General features: G+C 67.2%; 19 protein-coding genes. 17 read left to right on the top strand and 2 right to left on the bottom strand.

Translation table 11 applies throughout. The features are described from left to right. The first annotated feature begins 3 nt into the window (after positions 1–3). The 7 genes from ACTWQD_RS12425 to ACTWQD_RS12455 all read left to right on the top strand — a co-directional run bounded on the left by ACTWQD_RS12425 (position 4) and on the right by ACTWQD_RS12455 (position 8,857). Complete coding sequence (locus tag ACTWQD_RS12425; RefSeq protein WP_443196436.1) at positions 4–792, top strand: DeoR/GlpR family DNA-binding transcription regulator; 789 nt, start codon at positions 4–6, stop codon at positions 790–792. A 219-nt stretch (positions 793–1,011) separates the two neighbouring features. Then, positions 1,012–2,019, top strand: coding sequence for a LacI family DNA-binding transcriptional regulator (locus ACTWQD_RS12430; protein WP_443196437.1), 1,008 nt, complete (start codon positions 1,012–1,014; stop codon positions 2,017–2,019). Between the two features lie 152 nt (positions 2,020–2,171). Continuing rightward, complete coding sequence (locus ACTWQD_RS12435; RefSeq protein ID WP_443196438.1) at positions 2,172–3,491, top strand: ABC transporter substrate-binding protein; 1,320 nt, start codon at positions 2,172–2,174, stop codon at positions 3,489–3,491. 104 nt (positions 3,492–3,595) lie between these two features. Continuing rightward, positions 3,596–4,678 carry a carbohydrate ABC transporter permease gene (locus ACTWQD_RS12440; RefSeq protein ID WP_443196439.1) on the top strand — a complete coding sequence of 361 codons (1,083 nt, stop codon included), beginning with the start codon at positions 3,596–3,598 and terminating at the stop codon, positions 4,676–4,678. Beyond that, positions 4,675–5,598, top strand: a complete 924-nt coding sequence (locus ACTWQD_RS12445) for a carbohydrate ABC transporter permease (protein WP_443196440.1) — start codon at positions 4,675–4,677, stop codon at positions 5,596–5,598. Before ACTWQD_RS12440 ends, ACTWQD_RS12445 begins: the two co-directional genes overlap by 4 nt. Next, positions 5,595–7,214, top strand: a complete 1,620-nt coding sequence (locus ACTWQD_RS12450; protein ID WP_443196441.1) for an alpha-amylase family glycosyl hydrolase — start codon at positions 5,595–5,597, stop codon at positions 7,212–7,214. Before ACTWQD_RS12445 ends, ACTWQD_RS12450 begins: the two co-directional genes overlap by 4 nt. Positions 7,215–7,729: 515 nt before the next feature. After that, positions 7,730–8,857, top strand: coding sequence for a hypothetical protein (locus tag ACTWQD_RS12455; protein ID WP_443196442.1), 1,128 nt, complete (start codon positions 7,730–7,732; stop codon positions 8,855–8,857). Between the two features lie 27 nt (positions 8,858–8,884). Here ACTWQD_RS12455 and ACTWQD_RS12460 read toward each other — a convergent pair whose 3' ends face one another. After that, complete coding sequence (locus ACTWQD_RS12460; protein ID WP_443196443.1) at positions 8,885–9,019, bottom strand: hypothetical protein; 135 nt, start codon at positions 9,017–9,019, stop codon at positions 8,885–8,887. 351 nt (positions 9,020–9,370) lie between these two features. Further along, positions 9,371–10,063, bottom strand: coding sequence for an LmeA family phospholipid-binding protein (locus ACTWQD_RS12465; protein WP_443196444.1), 693 nt, complete (start codon positions 10,061–10,063; stop codon positions 9,371–9,373). A gap of 142 nt (positions 10,064–10,205) precedes the next feature. On the opposite strand from ACTWQD_RS12465, the gene ACTWQD_RS12470 reads away from it, so the two are divergent. The 10 genes from ACTWQD_RS12470 to ACTWQD_RS12515 all read left to right on the top strand — a co-directional run bounded on the left by ACTWQD_RS12470 (position 10,206) and on the right by ACTWQD_RS12515 (position 16,665). Next, entirely contained in the window at positions 10,206–10,559 is a 354-nt protein-coding gene (locus ACTWQD_RS12470) for a hypothetical protein (RefSeq protein WP_443196445.1), read from the top strand. A 95-nt stretch (positions 10,560–10,654) separates the two neighbouring features. Next, positions 10,655–11,557 (top strand): potassium channel family protein, encoded by a 903-nt coding sequence (locus ACTWQD_RS12475; protein WP_443196446.1) that lies wholly within the window; start codon positions 10,655–10,657, stop codon positions 11,555–11,557. A gap of 33 nt (positions 11,558–11,590) precedes the next feature. Then, entirely contained in the window at positions 11,591–12,340 is a 750-nt protein-coding gene (locus tag ACTWQD_RS12480; protein WP_443196447.1) for an ArsR/SmtB family transcription factor, read from the top strand. 55 nt (positions 12,341–12,395) lie between these two features. Next, positions 12,396–13,334 carry a lipid kinase gene (locus ACTWQD_RS12485; RefSeq protein WP_443196448.1) on the top strand — a complete coding sequence of 313 codons (939 nt, stop codon included), beginning with the start codon at positions 12,396–12,398 and terminating at the stop codon, positions 13,332–13,334. 122 nt (positions 13,335–13,456) lie between these two features. After that, positions 13,457–13,909, top strand: a complete 453-nt coding sequence (locus ACTWQD_RS12490) for an SRPBCC family protein (RefSeq protein WP_443196449.1) — start codon at positions 13,457–13,459, stop codon at positions 13,907–13,909. Positions 13,910–13,971: 62 nt separating this feature from the next. Further along, a complete protein-coding gene (locus tag ACTWQD_RS12495; protein ID WP_443196450.1) occupies positions 13,972–14,553 on the top strand; it encodes a histidine phosphatase family protein in 582 nt (193 codons plus the stop codon). 42 nt (positions 14,554–14,595) lie between these two features. Further along, the gene (locus ACTWQD_RS12500) at positions 14,596–14,862 is read left to right on the top strand and encodes a type II toxin-antitoxin system Phd/YefM family antitoxin (protein WP_443196451.1); all 267 of its coding nucleotides are present in this window, start codon (positions 14,596–14,598) and stop codon (positions 14,860–14,862) included. Continuing rightward, on the top strand, positions 14,859–15,248 hold the full coding sequence (locus ACTWQD_RS12505; RefSeq protein WP_443196452.1) for a type II toxin-antitoxin system VapC family toxin: 390 nt from the start codon (positions 14,859–14,861) through the stop codon (positions 15,246–15,248). The genes ACTWQD_RS12500 and ACTWQD_RS12505 overlap by 4 nt, the downstream gene beginning before the upstream one ends. Before the next feature lie 65 nt (positions 15,249–15,313). Then, complete coding sequence (locus ACTWQD_RS12510; RefSeq protein WP_443196453.1) at positions 15,314–16,072, top strand: DinB family protein; 759 nt, start codon at positions 15,314–15,316, stop codon at positions 16,070–16,072. 80 nt (positions 16,073–16,152) lie between these two features. Beyond that, entirely contained in the window at positions 16,153–16,665 is a 513-nt protein-coding gene (locus ACTWQD_RS12515) for a hypothetical protein (RefSeq protein WP_443196454.1), read from the top strand. The last annotated feature ends 53 nt before the right edge of the window (positions 16,666–16,718 follow it).

Below are 16,718 nucleotides of genomic sequence, written 5' to 3' on the forward strand. Positions count from 1 at the left end.
GGAATGTTGAGTGCGAACGCGCGGCGCGAAGAGATCTACCATCTTGCGGTGACCACCGGCCTGGCGTCCGTGGAGGAGCTTTCCGCCCGGTTCGAGGTGACGGCCTCCACCATCCGCCGGGACCTGGCTCTGCTGAACGGGCAGGGCCGGCTGGCCCGCACCTACGGCGGGGCCATGGCCCTGGGCGCGCACCCGGAGGCGTCCCTGCGGCAGCGCACCGGCGAGGCGTTCGAGCAGAAACACGCGATCGCCCGCTGGGCGGCGTCCGTAATCCGGCCCGGGGAGAATATCCTGCTCGACGCCGGTTCCACCGTGGGTGCACTGGCGCACGAATTGCGCGGATTCGATCGTCTGTCCGTGACGACGCCGGGGATCAACACGATGCAGGAGCTGGCCGACTCCGAGGGCATTGAGGTGGACTGCCTGGGCGGCCGGCTGCGTGCTGTGTCGCAGAGCTTTGTCGGCCCGCTGGCAGAGGCGGCCCTGGAGCGGATGAGCTTCGACCGCGTGTTCCTGGGCGCCGACGCCGTCACTGCCGAGGACGGCATCTGCGAGGCCGACCATGCCCAGACTCGGCTCAAGGAGCTCATGGCCCGCCGCGGGAACGTTGTGTATGTGCTGGCGGATTCCTCCAAGCTGGGCCTGCGGCCGTTCCACGCTTGGGCCCGGCTTGCGCTGCCCTGGACCCTGGTGACAGACGACGGCGCGGACCCTGCCCAAGTGCAGAAGTTCCGCGACGCGGGGGTTCTGGTTGAGGTGGCTGCCGTGGGCGAGGCAGAAGCCGCCGTTTAGGCGCTGGCGTCCGTTTGGGAGCCTCAGCTAAATCTCGCACCGGTGACCCGGGACTCCCCCGGCATCCGCCATCCCCCGTTTACGAAACGTAACGCGTTCCCTCACTCACCCCTTACTGTTGATCCTGCACGCAACGAAACCGTTTACGTAAACCGTTTGCGTAATGCACTCAACAGTTAGCACGCCAGCACCCGCAGGCGCCCTCAGAGAGGAGGAACAGTGGTCACCATCCGCGATGTCGCCAAGCACGCCGGCGTCTCCCCCGCCACTGTTTCCCGGGTGGTCAACGGGCTGGTGGGCTACTCGGACGAGACCCGGGAACGCGTCGAAACCGCGGTCAAGAGCCTCAGCTACGAAACGGACTACCTCGCCCGCGGCCTCAAGACCCGGCAGACGTCCGTGATCGGGCTCCTCGCCCCCATGGTCTCCGATGCCCTGGCCTCCAAGGTGATGCAGGGCGTTGAGGAGGAAGCGCAGGAGCGCGGCTACGCCGTGATGCTGGGCCGTACCGGCGCCAGGTCCGCCTACATTGCCGGGTACCTCCGGACCCTGCGGACCTACCGGGCCGCCGGCGTCATCCTTATCTCCGCGGTGATCACGCCGGAGACCAGGCAGCTGCTGGGACCGAACGTCCCCATCATCTCCGTCGCCATCAGTGACAAGTCCGGCTCCCCCAGCGTGGCCATCGACGACGAGCAGGCAGCCTACGACGCGACCCGTCACCTGCTGAAGCTCGGCCACCGCCGCATCGGCCTCCTCACCGGGGACCCGGCGTCGGTCTACGTCGCCCAGCCCCGGAAACGCGGCTACCTCCGCGCCATGACTGAAGCGAACTGCACCCCGGTCACCGCCACCGGCAGCTTCTTCTACGAAAGCGGCGCACCCGGCGTCGACGAACTCCTGCAGCAGGAACCCGGCCTCACCGCCATCTTCGCCATGAGCGACGAGATGGGCGCCGCCGTCGTCAATGAACTGCAGCGGCGCGGGCTCCGGGTGCCGGAGGACGTCTCCGTCCTGGGCTTCGACAACACCTCCACCTCCCTGCATGTGAACCCGCCGCTGAGCACCATGGCGCAGCCGCTGGAGGAAATGGGGCGGATGGCCGTAAAGAAGCTGCTCCGCTCCCGCGACCTGGGACCGAAGATCATGCCGCACCGGCTGATCGAGCGCGGCTCCACCGCGCCGCCCAACTCAACCTCCCCCGGCCGCCCCGACCCCACGGGCTAGCCCACAAAACCACCACCCACCGGCGGCAGCCGGCACTCCCCTGTGCCGGCAACCACCCAGCCGCCGCGGTTTCCGCATGCACCAAACCACCCGCACCACCCCAAAACGCACCACCCCAATGAACTCGCACTAACCAAAACAAGGAGCAACACATGAGGCAGCGCCGCCGCACCTGGCAGACTCTTCTGGCCACCACCGCATCCCTGACCGTCGCCGCCGTCGCCCTCACCGGCTGCGGCGGGACGTCCACGGAAGCGAAGAGCACCCCGAAGGCCGCCGCCGCGTCCTTCGAGGGCAAGGGCCCCATCAACTACGTCTCCAACCGCGACGCCTCCGGTGCCGCGAACAAGACCATCGAGGAATGGAACGCCGCGCACCCGGAGGAGAAGGTCACGTTCATCGAACTGCCGGACTCCGCCGACCAGCAGCGCCAGCAGCTCATCCAGAACGCGCAAATCAAGTCGGACACCTTCAGCGTGCTGAACCTGGACGTCGTCTGGACCTCCGAGTTCGCCGCCAACAAGTGGATCATGCCGCTGCCCGAGGACGCCGTCCCCACGGACAAGATGATCCCCGCCACGGTCAACGCCGCCACCTACCGGGACACCCTGGTGGGTGCGCCGTACTACACCGACGGCGCCCTGTTCTACTTCCGCTCCGACCTGCTCGAGGCCGCCGGCATCGCCGCCCCGCCCAAGACCTGGGACGAAATGAAGACCGCCTGCGACGCGATCCTGGCCCTCCCCGAGGCTGCGGGCATGTCCTGCTACGCCGGCCAGTTCGACAAGAACGAGGCCCTCACGGTCAACTTCTCCGAGGCCGTGGCGTCCGCCGGCGGCTCGATCGTCGACGCCGACGGCAAGCCCACCGTCAACACCCCCGAGGCCAAGGAAGGCCTGAACCTGCTGGTGGACGGCTTCAAGGAAGGCCTCTTCCCGTCCGACGCCATCACCTACCTCGAGGAGCAGGGCCGCCGCGCGTTCCAGGACGGCAAGCTGGTCTTCATGCGCAACTGGCCCTTCCTGCACGCCTCCCTGAGCGCCACCGACGGCTCCAGCAAGGTGAACGGCAAGTTCGACATCACCTCCATCCCCGGCACCGACGGCCCCGGTGTCTCCACCCTGGGCGGCCGCAGCCTGGCCATCTCCCCGTTCACCCCGAACAAGGCCACGGCGCTGGAGTTCGTCAAGTTCTTCACCAGCGAGGAACAGGCCCAGAAGCGCCTTGAACTGTCCTCCCGCGCCCCGGTGTACGCGTCCCTCTTTGAGGATCCCGCCGTCGTCGCCAAGCGCCCGTTCTTCCCCACCCTGCTGACCTCACTGAACAACGCCCAGCCGCGGCCCAAGGTGGTCCAGTACGGCGCCACCACCAAGGCCATCCAGGAAGAGGCCTACGCCGCCATCACCGGCGCGAAGGACACGGACACGGCCCTGAACGACATGCAGGCCAAGCTCACCGAGCTGTCCAAGTAGTTCCGCTGTAATCCCCCCGCAGTAGTCCACGCAGTTCAGACCAACCGCCTGGCCGGCTTGCCCCGGCCGGCCAGGCGGACTGCACCTCCAGTTAGGTACCAAGCATGACGACGACGACCGCCCCGCCCGCCGGCGTGCAGCCCGCGCCGGACTCCCGCAAGCCCCGCAAACGCGGCAAACGCTCCCCCGGTGAAGGCCGCATGGCCGCGATGCTGCTCTCCCCCACCATCCTGGTGCTGGCCCTGGTGATTGTGTACCCGCTGCTCTCCGCGGTGCACCAGTCCCTGTTCCGCGCCGAGTCCGGCCTGGACGCGGACGGCTTCGTCTCCGACCTCGAGTCCTTCGTGGGCCTGGCCAACTACGCCGACCTGTTCGTCGGCGAATCCGGCCGGCGGTTCCTCAACGCCTTCGCCAACACCACCTTCTTCACCGTCACCACGGTGTTCCTCGAGACCGTCCTGGGCCTCTGCCTGGCCCTGGCCATGAACCGCGCGTTCCGCGGCCGGTCCTTCCTCCGCGCCAGCATCCTGGTCCCGTGGGCCGTGCCCACCGCCGTCTCCGGCCTGCTGTGGCGCTGGATCTTCCAGTCCGAGGGCATCGCCAACAACATCCTGGGCAGCGAGATCCTCTGGACCGCCGAGGGCAACGCCTCCAAGGTGGCCGTCATCATCGCCGAGGTCTGGAAGACCGCCCCGTTCATCGGCCTGCTGGTCCTGGCCGGCATGCAGATCATCCCCGGCGAGGTCTACGAGGCCGCGAAGATCGACGGCGCCGGCTGGTGGCGCCAGCTGGGCTCCATCACCCTGCCGCTGGTCAAGCCCACGCTGCTGGTGGCCGTGCTGTTCCGCATGCTCGACGCGCTGCGCATGTTCGACCTGCCCTTCGTGCTGATCGGCCCCGGCAAGGAATCCGTGGAAACCCTCTCCATGCTGGCCTGGGACGAATCCAACCAGCTCCGCTACGGCTCCGCCTCCGCGTTCGCCGTGATGCTCTTCCTGTACGTCGCCATCGTCGCGATCGTGTTCGTGAAGGTGCTCGGCGCCGACGTCACCGGCGCGAAGGAACTGAAGCTTATGTCGAAGCGGGCCGCCCGGAAGAGCCGCCTTGCGGCCGCCGAGCTGAATGCCAGCCAGACGCCGTCGTCCGCCGAACAGACTGACCAGAAGAAGGCCGAGGCCACCCGATGACCATCTCCGACCTCCGCAACGCCGCCGCCGATTCCGGCGCACCCAAGGCGGGTGCCGCCGTCGAACGCGGCTCACTGAACGCCGGCCAGAAGCCCAAGCGCACCTGGCGCTCCTACAGCGTCTACGTGGGCCTGGCGCTGATCTTCGCGTACTGCCTGGCGCCGTTCTACTGGATGCTGGTCTCCAGCCTGCGCCGCACCGCCGACATTTTCGACAACACCCTGCTGCCGGCGCCGTTCTCGCTGGAGAACTACGCCAAGGTGTTCGACGGCTCCACGATGTTCGGGCAGGCGCTGCTCAACTCGCTGATCGTCGCCGGCACCACCACGGTGTTCGCGCTGGTGCTGGGTGTGTTCGCCGCGTACGCCATCTCCCGGCTGAACTTCCGCTTCAAGTCGCTGATCTTGGGCGTCATCATCGCGACGTCCATGTTCCCCGGCATCTCCGTGGTGGTGCCGCTGCTGCGCCTCTTTACGGACATCGGCTGGATCAACACCTACCAGGCCATGATTGTGCCCAACCTGTCCTTCGCGATCCCGCTGGCGGTCTGGAACCTCACCACGTTCATGAAGGCGCTGCCGTTCGACCTGGAAGAGGCCGCCATGATCGACGGCTGCACCAAGTGGCAGGCGTTCCGCAAGGTGCTGCTGCCGCTGGCCGCACCGGGCGTGTTCACCACCGCGATCCTGACGTTCATCCACAGCTGGAACGAGTTCATCATCGCGCTGTCCATGATCAACGACCCCAAGATCCAGACCGCCACCGTGGCCATTTCCAAGTTCACCGGCGCCACCGAATTCCAGGCGCCCTTCGGCGAGCAGATGGCCGCCGGCGTGATTGTCACCGTGCCGCTGGTGATCATGGTGCTGGTCTTCCAGCGCCGGATCGTCGAAGGCCTCACCGCCGGCGCCAGCAAGTGAGCGCTGTACCTGCCGTTGAGGAAACCGCCCTCACGCCGGACGTGCAGTGGTGGCAGTCCGCCGTCATCTACCAGGTCTACCCGCGCTCCTTCGCGGACGGCGACGGCGACGGCGTGGGCGACCTCGCCGGGCTGACCGCCCGGCTGCCGTACATCGCCGCGCTGGGCGTGGACGGGATCTGGATGACCCCGTTCCAGCCCTCCCCGCAGGTGGACCAGGGCTACGACGTGTCCGACTACTGCGGCGTGGACCCGCTGTTCGGCACCATGGAGCAGTTCGATACTTTGCTGGCCGAGGCGCACGCGCGGGGCCTGCGGGTGCTGCTCGACGTCGTCCCCAACCACTGCTCCTCGGCGCACCCGCTGTTCCAGGCGGCTTTGGCGGCCGGGCCGGGGTCCCCGGAACGGGACATGTTCCACTTTGTTGAAAGTCCCGACGCCGACCTGCCGCCGAACAACTGGCAAAGCGTCTTCGGCGGCCGGGCGTGGAGCCGCGCCAGCCCGGGCTCGGCGACGGATACCGACTGGTACCTGCACCTTTTCTCCCCCGAGCAGCCGGACTGGAACTGGCGGAATCCCGCCGTCGGGGAGTACTTCGACGGCGTGCTTCGCTTCTGGTTCGACAAGGGCGTGGACGGGCTCCGCATCGACGTCGCGCATGCCCTGTTCAAGGCCGACGGCCTCCCGGATTCCCCCTCCGAGGGCGGGGTGGTGGACGGGCTGCGGTCCAACCCGCAGGTCTCGGACCAGGAGGAAGTCCACGAGGTGTACCGCCGCTGGCGCACCCTGGCCGAGAAGTATGAGCCGCACCGCCTGCTGGTGGGCGAGGTCAACCTGGAGCCGGCCCGCGCGGCCCGCTACACCCGCGCGGACGAGATGCAGCAGGCGTTCGCGTTCGCGTTTGTGAAGCTCGGCTGGGATCCGGCGGCGTGGGCCGCCGTCGGGAACGAACTCGAGGCCGCACGGCAGCTGCACGGCGCCACGCCGACGTGGGCGCTGGAGAACCACGACATCGTCCGGTCGGTCACCCGGTTCGGCGGCGGTGACGTTGGCGCGCTGCGTGCCCGGGCCGCGCTGGTGGCGCTGCTGGGGCTGCCCGGCCCGGCGTATATCTACCAGGGCCAGGAGCTGGGGCTGCCCGAGGTCAATGTTCCGCTGGAATCCCGGGTGGATCCGATGTGGGCCCGCGGCGGCGTGTGCCGCGACGGGGCCCGCGTGCCGCTGCCGTGGACCGCGGATGCTGGGCTGAGCCACGGGTTCTCGGTGGCTGATCCGGTTGCGGAGCCGTGGCTCCCCGTCCCTGAGGGCTGGGGTGCGCACGCAATCGAGCTTCAGCGGCAGGACCCAGAGTCGTCGCTGGCGCTGGTTGCCAGGGCGCTGGAGCTGCGCCGAAAGTTGTGGAAGAACGAGGTCTTCGGCCCGGACGACGGCGGCACCTGGCGCGTGGAACCCGGCAACCTGCTGGTCTGCGAACGCAGCGCCGAGTTCTTCGTCGCCGTCGCGATGGGCACCGAGCCGGCGCGGCTGCCGGCGGGCACGGTGCTGCTCAGCGCCGCACCGCTGGAAGAGGACGGCTGGCTGCAGCCGAACAACGCCGCCTGGGTGCTGCGGAGCTGAGAGAGCTGCACCGCGGCGTAGCGTAGAACCCCTGGTAGTCCACATTTTCCCTATTTTCCCTATTTACGGGAGTTGATCGCGTCGCCGTGTGGAGCGCCAGCGTTCTCGCTTTTGTCTGGGCAACGACAGCGTGCAGATCTTCGTAACCGCATCGGGGGGGCGGTTCAATCATGACGTGCACTTAATACCCAAATTCTAGCGACAACGCTTCCGGGCACCTCAAGGCCGCTGCCGCCATGGAGGCATAGATAATCGGGGCGGAAGTGCTGCTTGGCGGCTGCGTGGCAGGTGCTGCACGGAGGCCGACGGCCTGGATGTCGCCCCGATCAGGGTCTGTAGCGTCTGCAGGGTTCCGGCTTCGATTTCTTCGAATCGGATCGGCTGCGAGACGTCGGCCGGGATGATGGCTGCCAGCATGGGTGCTCCTTCAAGGATCGGCAATTCGTGCTGGCTCTCATGTGTGCGGCGCCGGCCGTGGCTCTCCCCTGAAGACCAGGGTTGGTAGTCTCGGGCGTATGAGCGATGGGAGGCCCGTGACACTGGGCAGGCAGCAGGTTGGAGTGACGCGCTTCCGGCGAGGGGAGAAGCCGGCTGAGGCCGTACCGCTCGTCCCGGGGCCCGGTGTGGAGCCGTCACTTCCTGAGTACCGCCATTCCGGGAAGTCGCGCCGGGAAGAGACCCTTGAGACCCTCGAAACCTGGCCGGAGCTGGAAGTAGCGGGATCGGTAGTGCCTCCCGACCGCCGGCATCCACGGGTGACTAAAATCTTTACAGTCGGGCAGCAGTTCTTGGTCTTTACGGGGCGCGGAAAGCGGGATGACGGGTCGCCGTTCAACCACGTGGAGGTGAGGTCTACCTGCGGGGAAATCATCAACAAGGTGGAGTTGCCCTGGCAGGGGTACATGAATTCATCAGGCCCGGATTGCGCGATCGCCTATCAAGACGAGATCGTCAGGATCTATTCGCCCGACGCCACGCTCGAGGTCGCGTTCTCCCTCAAAGATCTCCCTGAAAAGGGTGCCGTGAGGGAAGCCCACAACCAGCTGTACCGTGAACAGGACCTGCCCTTTTCGATGACCTGGGCGGACGCCAGCCCCCGGCTTGTCACAGCCAGCTTGTCGCACCGGCTGCTGGCCCTGACGGTGGCAGACCACGTCTTTTTCTATGACTTCGACGGGAACGTCCTGATGGCGGCCAGTCTCCCGCGGAAGACCGTGTACAAGGATGACTGCGTCGACTTCGTGCGGTTCAGCAGGAAAGGAACACTGTATGTCGGGGGGCACTCGGGCATCTTCGTCGAGATCGACCAGAGCGGAGTCGTGCTGCAAACATGGAGGATGGGCCAGGCCCCATGGACAGCCATTGAAATCGAGGGCGGCCTGACAGGCATCACTCGCGGGGACATGCCATTTCGGCTGGAGCCCCAAGGAAGGGTTCACCTTGAGTCCCCGGTCTCACTGCCAGTAGGAGACATGATCGGCCCCTACATGGTGTCATCAGAGCGCAATAAGATCGCGGTCTTCGACTTTCGTTCTCTGTCCGGATTTCGCGTTACGCTCCCGCAGCCACGCACTGCGATGTATCTGGAGGGCGGCCGTCTTGTCTTTGAGACTGCCACCAAGAAATTCAGCCTGAAGGACTGAGGGCAGTCCGCACTACCGGGAACTGCCCTAGTCTCCGGCTGTGACGGGCTCGCTGAGTTCGGCGTCGAAGCGGCCCAGCCACCATTCGTGGTTCGCCATGAGGGGCAGGTCGCTCCCGTCAGCGTCCTTGGGGCCGGTCAGGACGACGTCGCCGACGACCACGTCCTCCCGAGATGTTGTGGTCCATGTCCTGCCTTCCCTGAATCCCTGACGGACAGATAACCCCGGCCTTCTATTCAGAACTGTACTGTCTTCACGTACGGCGTCTGCGGTAACGGGGTCAGCCGTCGTGGTTCGAAGCCGGCCAGCGGCGATTGTCAGACCGCGATGACGAACAGAATCAAAAAATTTGGGGAAACGTTGACACTGAAATTGTCCGGGGCCCTCTCTCCTAGTGGGAAGCTCGATGTCAGCCGGGGTGGGCGGAGCCGGTAGTCCCGGGCCGCGGCGCAGACAGCGGCCCCCAACCCGAGTGCCGCCGTCGTTGTACTGCGTTTGTGACGACTCACGACGTTACGGGACGAGCTTGATGTCCTCGCCCCGGAGGTTGGCGCGGAAGCCGTCTTCCTGAACGGCGACGTCCTGCAGCACGAGGCCCTCAGGCAAGCCCTCGATGCTGTGCTCGATGGTAACGAGCCCGCGAACGACTGTGGCGATGGCGTCGGAGAGGAAGTCCGGACCGCCTAGATCGATCGAACGTGGTTCGACAACAATCTTGCCCGCCACGACCTCGACTGTGCCGGTGGCGGTGACCGGCAGGTCGCGCCCCAAAGCATTGACGGTGCGCATCACCATGACCTGGTTGCCGCCGGCGGAACGGACCACCGTCCCGCTGCCCAGCTTGGCGGCGACGACCTCGAACGGAACGGTGGCGTCAACGGTGAGCTGCGCGGCGACCAGACCGTCCGGGCCCGCGACCACGTCCTGCCCGACGGTCCGTACGTCTCGGAGTGTCGAGCCCGTGGCCACCACTGTCCCGGCGTCCAGCGCAACGTCGGCGAGCCACACATCGTCGTCGCGCAGGCCGACAGGAGGCTGCGCGACCTGCGGGCGTTCGACGCCCACGGGCGACGACGGCGCAGGCCCTGCCTCGCCTCCGCGTGCCGGGTCGCTCGCAGCCCACCAGAGGATCCCGGCCATCACCGCCAGGACGACGACCATCCCCGCAGCACCGATCAGCCAGTCCTTTACGCGCGTCCACTTCATCAGGACAGTCTGATGGCTTGCCCCTCAGGCGTGAAACCCCAAGGCCGCCGGGCGCGGCTCCTGACGACGACCGCCGGACCTTTAGGGCCCCCTTTGGCTAGACTGCCGGAGTACGTGTCCCTCGACTTATTAGGAGAAGTTCATGAGCTACAGCGGAAGTCCGTCCGAGAAGCCGGTGGCAGCCGGCGACCTGGACCGCAGCCATATCGGTCAGACTGTGAGCTTTGAACCTAACGACTTCACAGTTGTCTTCGGAACACTCTCGGGCATCGCCCGGACGGACGCCATGGTCTACCTGTCCCTTCAGGGCGTTGGCGGCGGCACCCATCTGAAGGACGAATACGACTTGCCCGTCGGTCACAATGTCTACGTTCAGATGGATCCCTTGAGCAGCGCCGGCAAAACCCTCTCGGAGGCGGAGCGGGTCATCAAGGAGAAGTTCGACGAGATCAAGAAGAACCTCCGGGACCGCGAGCAGAAACCCGGCTCGGAGTAACCAGGGTCCAGCCAGCGAGGAACCCCGCAGTGCCCGGCACTGCGGGGTTCCTTTGTTTGTCCCCGCGCTCAGGGGAGCCGCCTCTAGGATGAAGCATGGACTTCGAAGACGCGCTCTGGACGGTTTTGGGGGCCGGACTGGTCCTGTTGATGCTCGTGGACGTCTTCCGTACGCTCCTGTACCCCCATGGCTCTGGCCCCTTAGGCCGTGCGATCATGCGCGGATTCTGGCTGGTGTCCCGAAAACTGCGGGGCCGGGGCTCCTTCATCGCAGCACCCTTGGCCATGGCCGCCGTCATTGGCGCGTGGGCAAGCCTGGCGGCCATCGGCTGGGCCCTGCTCTACCTGCCCCACTTGCCGGCCGGATTTGTGCACGGACCCGGAGTTCCACCGCGGGGCGACTTTGCGGAGGCGCTCTACATCTCCCTCGTCACGCTTTCCACTCTGGGGTTCGGCGACATCGTGCCGGCGGATCCGCTGCTCAGGCTGGTGGTGGCCCTCCAGGCCGTCACCGGCTTCGGGCTGCTGACGGCAACGGTCACCTGGATTCTGCAGATGTTCCCGGCCCTGAACCGCCGCCGGACCCTTGCGCACCAGCTGAACCTGTTCAGGGAGGCTGCGGGACCGTCGGGTGTTTTGTCGCTGGATCCCGGGCACGCTGCCGGACTGCTGGAATCCATGGCCGGAAACGTGGCGTCGGTGAGCGTAGATCTGCTGGCGTTCCATGAAACCTACTACTTCCGTGAAATCGAGCAGCGCGGCTCCCTGCCGGCCACGGTGGCCTACGCCCAGGACCTGGCGGCACAGGCCCAGCGCAGCGACAGCACTGAGCTTCAATTCGCCGGACGGATGCTCCACGCATCGCTGGACGCCCTCGCGGACGTCCTTCGCGGCAAATTCGGCCATTCGGGGACCACCTCGTCCGATGTGTTCGACAGTTACGAGCTGCACCACCGGCACCTCCGGCGGCACGGGAAACCGGACACGAACCATCCCTAGACATGTGACCAATTAGTCACCTAATCTGGAGTTGTGGACGCCGTATTCAAGGCCCTGGCCGACGCCACCCGCCGCGACCTCCTGGACGAACTCTTCCGGAACGACGGGCAGACCCTCCACGCTCTTGAAGCCCGCTTTGAGATGACCCGCTACGGCGTGATGAAGCACCTCAGGGTGCTGGAGGAAGCCGGCCTGGTGGTGACCCGCCGTCGGGGGCGCGAGAAACTCCACTTCCTGAATCCGGTGCCCATCCGGCTGGTCCACGACCGCTGGGTGAGCAAATATGCCGAACCATGGGCCGCTGGCCTCAGCGACCTCAAAACCAGATTGGAAAGTCCCATGGAAAAGATCTTCGAAATCTACATCAAGACCACCCCGGAGCGGCTCTGGGAGGCCATCACCGACGGGGAGATCCGCAGCAAGTACCAGTTCGGGGCCGTCGTCACGTCGGACTGGACCCCGGGATCCCGATTCCAGATGGCATCCAAGGGCGGGGAACCCCTGGGCGAGGGCGAGAACCTGGAGGTGGACCCGCCCCGCCGCCTGGTCCAGAGCATGCGCGCGCTCTGGGGCGAGGACGTCAAGGCCGAAGGCACGTCTCGGATCACGTGGGAGATCGAACCGGTGGGCGATTCCTGCCGCCTGACCGTCACCCACGACCAGCTCCGCGACGGCGCCAACGAACAGCTCTACGGCGGCTGGCCCATGATCCTCTCCGGCCTGAAGACCTGGCTGGAAACCGGCGAGCTCCTCACGACGCCTGGCTCCCTCATGTACACCTGAGGCGCCCGGCGGACCGACTGGGAGAATTCACAGGTCCACCGCCTAGCATGGCCGGATGAAGGCTGCCCGGGACGCACGATCCGCCGCCGTGGTGATCAACACCGGCTCACGCCGCGGGGCGGCACATGAACTGGCCGTGGCCAGCATGCAAAAGGCAGGTGTCCGGATTTCCGCCGTGCACCAAGTGCCGTCGGGGGCGGACCTCGCAGCGACGCTCGACCGGGTGATCGCGGACGGGCACGACCTGGTGGTAGTCGGTGGCGGCGACGGGACCGTGAGCTGTGCCGCCGGCCGGATTGCGGGCACGCAAGTGGTGCTCGGTGTCCTTCCACTGGGCACTGCGAACGACTTCGCCCGCACCCTGGAGATCCCGAACAACCTGGCCGAGGCGTGCGCCACCATCGCGGAGGGCAAGGTGGTGGACATCGACCTCGGCCGGGCCAACGGTGAGCCGTTCCTCAATGTCGCGTCCGTGGGCCTCTCAGTGGCTGTGACCGAGGCGCTCAGCCCGCGGCTGAAGCGGTACATCGGGCCTTTGGCCTACAGCATCGCCACCCTGCGTGCCTATACGCGGCACAAGCCGTTCCGGGCCCGCCTTGAGTTCCCGGAGGGCGACCACCAGCCGCTGGAACTCGATGACCTGCTGCAGGTGGCGGTCGGCAACGGCCGGCATTACGGCGGCGGCAACACCGTCTCCCCCACCGCAGGGATCGACGACCACACCCTTGACATCTATGCCATCCTGGCCGGCCCGCTGCGGGAGCACGTGAGCATCGCACGGCTGCTCAAGGACGGAAGCTTCATCGAACACGACCGGGTGGTCCACCTGACCAGCCGGCACGTGCGGGTGGTCACCGAGCCGCCGCTCCCGGTGAACCTCGACGGCGAGATTGCCACCGCCACGCCCACCGACTTCACCATCCAGCGCAACGCCGTCCACGTGGTGGTGCCCCAGGCCAGCACCAGCGCACTGTTCGACGGCCCGGGCGAGTAGTCAGCGACAGCGGTGGTGCGAGAAGCGGCCCGGGGATCTCGACCATGTGCCGCACGGGCAGCCCCGCACGCCCCGCCACGGATCCACTTCCGTCAGCGTCCGCACGGTGACAGAGTTGAAACATGAACGAGGAAACCGGCGGGCTGGTCCTGAATCTGGAATGCACCCTCGACGCTCCCCCGGAAGAAGTCTTCAGGATGCGGACGGAGTCCGCCGAACTGGTGAAGTGGTGGGGTCCGCACGGCTTCACCATCCCCGCAGCCGATGTGAGCCTGACGGAAGGCGGTCACTACCGATTGCGTATGACGCCACCGGAGGGCGACCCGTTCCACCTCTCGGGCGAGTTCCTGGAGATCGATCCACCATGGCGCCTGGTGTACACCTTCCGCTGGGAGGAACCGACGCCGGACGACCGGGACACCGTCGTCGACCTTGCGCTGGGGAGCACCGACGAGGCCACGCGCCTGGTGCTCTCGCAGGGACTGTTCCTGACGGAAGAGCGGCTGGATCTGCACCGCAGCGGATGGACCGAGTCGTTCGAGAAATTGCAGGCGGTGCTCAACAGCCGGACGTGAGACGGCCTGGGCCCCTTCCCGGGATACTCGGTTCGGTCTCCTGCCAAGGCAGAATAGAACCCATGACCCTCACCACCTTCGCGCTCATCCGCCACGGCCAGACCGACTGGAATGCGGAGCGGCGGCTGCAGGGGTCCACCGACATTCCCCTGAACGACGTCGGCCGCGGCCAGGCGCGGGACGCCGCCGTCGCCCTGGCCGGAACCGAATGGGACGCGATTGTGTCCTCGCCGCTGGGCCGTGCCGCGGAAACCGCCGACCTGATCGCCGCCGGGCTGGGCTTGGCCGTGGCCCGGCGCGTCCCGGAGCTCACCGAGCGCAGCTTCGGCCCCGCCGAGGGCCTGCAGGACGGCCCCGAACTTGATGCGCTGCGGATCCCCGGCGGTTTCCGCGGCGCCGAAAGCGAAGAAGCAGCGGCCGACCGCGGGCTGGCCGCACTGGAGGCGCTCGCGGAGGAGTTCCGCGGCGGCCGCGTCCTGGTGGTCACGCACGGCTCGCTCCTGCGGGTGAGCCTCAGCCGCGCCGCCGGCCGCACCCTGCCCAGCATCCAGAACGCCGTATTGAACCTGGCCCACCACCACCCCGCGGACGGCTGGAACCTCGAGTACTTCAACGGCGAACGGCTGGCCGCCGCCGTCGGCTGACTACAGCCAACCCCCGGTGCTACGATTGCTACGGAGGTAGTCATGACAACCATCCCGCATCGCGAGCTCCGCAACCAGAGCAGCAAAATCCTTGAGCGCGTCAAAAACGGCGAAACCATTGATGTCACCAACAATGGCGAAGTGGCCGCCACCTTGATCCCACCAGCAGTGTCGCCCTTTGAGCGGCTGCTGCTGTCCGGGAACGTTCGCCGTGCCGCAGCGGAACCGGTGGACTTCCAGGTCCTGCCACGCGTCGGCAGTGAAGCACCCAGCGCAGAAATCCTGTCCGACCTGCGCGGCGACCGTTGATCGTCTACGTCGACACCTCAGCTGCCCTCAAGCTTGTCCTGGAGGAGCCCGAGTCCGCGGCCGCAGCCGGGTATCTGTCGGAGGCCGCGCGCCGGGGCGACCTGCTGGTGGCCTCCATGCTGCTCTATACCGAGCTCCACTGCGCCGGCCACCGCCGCGGGCTCCCGTCCGCCTTGATCACCACGGTGCTGGACGGCATCAACCTTGTGGACGTTGCGCGCGCGGATCTCATGTACGCCGCCGCCGTGCCCGGAAAGCTGCGGAGCGCTGATGCCATCCACCTCGCCACCGCCGTCCGGCTGCAGACCAACGTCTTGGTGGCCTACGACGTCGAACTCGTTACGGCGGCGACGGACGCCGGACTCCGGACCCAGTCGCCCAGGTAAACCCCGCAGCGGGATCCGCTCGCGCATCAGGTGCGTCCGGCCAGAAAGCGTGGCAGGGTGTCGCCATGGCAGCTTTCAACCAGTCCGACAACCTCAGCGGAGCCCACTTCGTCGAGGTGAGCCTTCACGGAGCCCGGTTCGTCCGCTGCGACCTCTCCGCCACCGTGATGCGCGGGGTGGACGTGGGCGGGGCGGACATCGATGCGCCGTGGCTGTTCGACGGCGGCGCCACCTTGCGCGTCAACGGCGTCGACGTGGTCCCCTTCGTCGAGGCCGAACTCAACCGCCGCTTTCCCGGCCGCGCCGAACGGCGGGCCACCGATCCGGAGGGTCTCCGCGCCGCTTGGGCCGCACCGGAGCGGACCTGGGCGGCGACGCTGGCCCGCGCCGCGGCGATGCCGGCCGGCACGGTCGATATCTCGGTGGACGGCGAGTGGTCCTTCGCCCAGACGCTGCGCCACCTGGTGATGGCCACCGACACCTGGCTGGGCCGGGCCATCCTGGAGATCGAGCAGCCATACCACCCGGCAGGCCAGCCCAACGCGGAGTATGAACCGGACGGGTACGACATGTCGGTCTTCTCCATGACCGCCCCGACGTATGCCGAGGTGCTCGAGACCCGGGCAGGCCGGGTGGCCATGGTGCGCGACTTCCTCGCGGCCCTCACCCCGGAAGTCATGTCCACTGTCCGCCGGAACCCCTGGGGCCCCGAACACCCGGAGACCACCCTCTCCTGCCTGCACACCATCTTGGATGAGGAATGGGAGCACCACCGCTATGCCGTCCGAGACCTGGACGCCATCGAGGCCGGGACCGGCGTCTGAAGCCGCCGCACGGCGGCGGCCCTGCCGCCGCCGTCGGTTCTGGCCGATTGACTGTCAGGGCTGAGGCTTAGGCTGGTGCCATGGAACCGACTCCGTCGCCGACGCCCGTCGAGGTGTTCGTCCACACCGGCCCGGCCGAGTGGTGGGAGGTTCTGGCCGCGCTGGGGCCGCTGGCCGTGCTCCTCGGGGCCCTGATTGCGGGTGTGGTCGGCTGGCGGACGCTGCAGCAAAAGGCTGAAGCGGACAACCGCTCTGAATGGTGGAAGCGGGCCCAGTGGGCCCTGGACGCCGTCCACTCCGGCGACAAGCAGCGCGGCGCCGTCGGGCTGAAAGTCCTCACAGTCCTGGGTGAAAGTGAACTGGCCGGCGACGGCGAGCTCGCCGTCCTGCACGCCGCAACCGAACGGCCACTTGGCCAGGCCGCCCAGCAGGCCAGGCACGGCGCGCAGGCGGTGCCCTCCGGGCCTGGGCAATTCGACGACGACGACCGCGCCATCCACATCGCGGCGGCGCAGTTGCGGGAAGTCACGGACCGCCGCCTGGGCAGGCCCACCCCTGCGTGGATTAGGGCCCTCGGCCAGGAACAGCCGTAAGCAAAGAACCGTAAGCCTGGTACAGCCGTAAGACCGGGCACGCAGGGCAACGC

It is taken from the genome of Pseudarthrobacter sp. 1C304 (assembly GCF_052245515.1).
GTDB lineage: Bacteria > Actinomycetota > Actinomycetes > Actinomycetales > Micrococcaceae > Arthrobacter.